The sequence below is a fragment of the Burkholderia sp. BCC1640 genome, from assembly GCF_902833125.1.
Taxonomy (GTDB): Bacteria; Pseudomonadota; Gammaproteobacteria; order Burkholderiales; family Burkholderiaceae; genus Burkholderia; species Burkholderia diffusa.
In genome coordinates this window covers 1-1,369 of sequence record NZ_CADFEF010000090.1, presented here as the reverse complement: position 1 = coordinate 1,369, position 1,369 = coordinate 1, and the positions used below count along the sequence as shown (strand labels likewise).

1 protein-coding gene and 1 pseudogene are annotated in these 1,369 nt (G+C 57.3%); one reads left to right on the top strand and one right to left on the bottom strand.

The features are described 5' to 3' along the window. Nucleotides 1-125: 125 nt before the first annotated feature. Nucleotides 126-695 (top strand): annotated as a pseudogene (locus tag HWX25_RS32575) (site-specific integrase); the annotation flags it as partial. A gap of 73 nt (nt 696-768) precedes the next feature. Here HWX25_RS32575 and HWX25_RS32570 read toward each other — a convergent pair. Beyond that, complete coding sequence (locus HWX25_RS32570; protein ID WP_175912697.1) at nt 769-1,113, bottom strand: ribonuclease E inhibitor RraB; 345 nt, start codon at nt 1,111-1,113, stop codon at nt 769-771. Nucleotides 1,114-1,369: the final 256 nt, after the last annotated feature.

Below are 1,369 nucleotides of genomic sequence, written 5' to 3'. Positions count from 1 at the left end.
TCATGGTCATCGGGATCATCCCCAAACACCCTGCCTGAAAAACTAGCAGGATAGGTTGATTGCCCGGCTCAGTTTTCAGTCGGCGCGATCCCTACAAGTGGCTCAATTTCCGGTCGGCGTAAACAATCAAGCCCCGGAAGCCACAAGGCCGTGATCGGCGGCTTCACCCGGATGAGATACAGGCGATCATCGACGCTACTGAGTCCACGGACCTACGCGACTTCATCCGGCTAGCTGTCGCCACGGGGATGCGCCGAGGTGAGCTTGCGTCCCTGCGCTGGGAGAACATCGACCTGGAACGACGTACCGCGCACCTGCCGGTGACGAAGACGGACACGCCCCGCACCGTCCCGCTGTCCACTGTCGCCACAGCCGTCCTACAGGCCCGCAAGGCTGCTGGGCATACCGTACCCTTCGCCGTCACTGCCAACGCCCTCACGCGAGCATTCTGCCGTGCCGTGCCGCGAGCGCGTGGACTGTACGAGTCAACATGCCGCGTGCTGGAGCGCCGCACCGATCCGCACTGGCTCGTCGGCATCCGTCTTCACGATCTGCGCCACGAGGCGACGAGTCGCTTCTTCGAGCTGGGATTGCAGACCGTTGAGGTAGCCAGCATTACCGGGCACAAGACGCTTGCGATGCTGAAGCGATACACGCACCTGCGGGCCGAAGACCTCGCCAAGAAACTCGGTTAGGGCGTGTAAGGCACTTTCTGCGCAGAGGCTGCCAAGTTGGCAAAATCGCCAAATTCCAACTACATAGACGTCGTCAGATAAGCTTCTGCACGACGCATCCCCACCCATCGTAATCCAGCCCGAAAAGCGCGCACACGCATGTCATGAATCCGGAAACAGACAGGATGTTGTGCTGTTGAATTGGCATGTGGAGGACAACCAAGACGCTGTACTCACCATCTGATTGCTGCACCAAGGCCTGCCCAAATTGGTAGTCGTTGATGAAGCCAGCGACAATCGACGCCTTCTCAGCGGACGGTGCTCGTAAGAGAAAATCGACGTCCCGGGGTACGCTGAAATCGTCGCCCTGCTCGTCCCGCTTGCGCAAATGATCTACGTCAGCGATTGCAGTTTCCATCAGGGTATCGATAACCGACATGAATCGCACCTATGTTCTGTTGGAGTCAAAGACTGCAGGCAAGACAGCTAACCGATGGTATCACTGCTGTTATTCACTAGGTCAATGTAGCTGACGTGCCGCGCCGACTCTCAATAGTGCATAAGACGCTCTGACCCTGCCTCGATTCCACGTACAGCAAGAAGTTTGATAACTTTTTGCCTGTATGGAGAAGAACATGGCAGAGAACGTGGTACCGAGACGGCAGTACACGAAGGAATTCAAGGTTGAGGCGGTG